The 384-nt window shown below is 52.9% G+C and carries 1 pseudogene; it reads right to left on the bottom strand.

The features are described from left to right. Positions 1 to 23 precede the first annotated feature (23 nt). Positions 24 to 384: pseudogene (locus ASC50_RS05460) on the bottom strand (electron transfer flavoprotein beta subunit/FixA family protein); the annotation flags it as partial.

Raw genomic sequence — 384 nt, 5'->3', positions numbered from 1 at the left:
TATACAAATAAATTATTCATACCTTAACCGATTGTGTGATTGGTGATTAACTCCACGATGAGTTCTTCGATTGCCTGGTCGGAAGAATCCAGTGTTTTACTCTCTTTCGCCTGAAAAACAACGCTTTCGATGGCTTTCACCTTCGTTGGCGAGCCGGACAATCCGCACTGCTGCGGGTCGGCATTGACATCGGCGGCACTCCACTCGGTGGCTGCCACGCCTTTTTTGTGGCGAAGCACCAATTTGGCATTGCGCGGACGGCATTCGGGTGCGGCATCCGAAACGGTAACCAGCATCGGCAATTTACCCTTTGCGACCTCAATACCGCCCTCCAAACGGCGTACAACCGGGATTTCACCGCCTTCGGCGGACAGCACATTGGCG

It is taken from the genome of Candidatus Symbiothrix dinenymphae (assembly GCF_001431085.1).
This window is presented reverse-complemented; position numbering and strand designations above follow the sequence as displayed.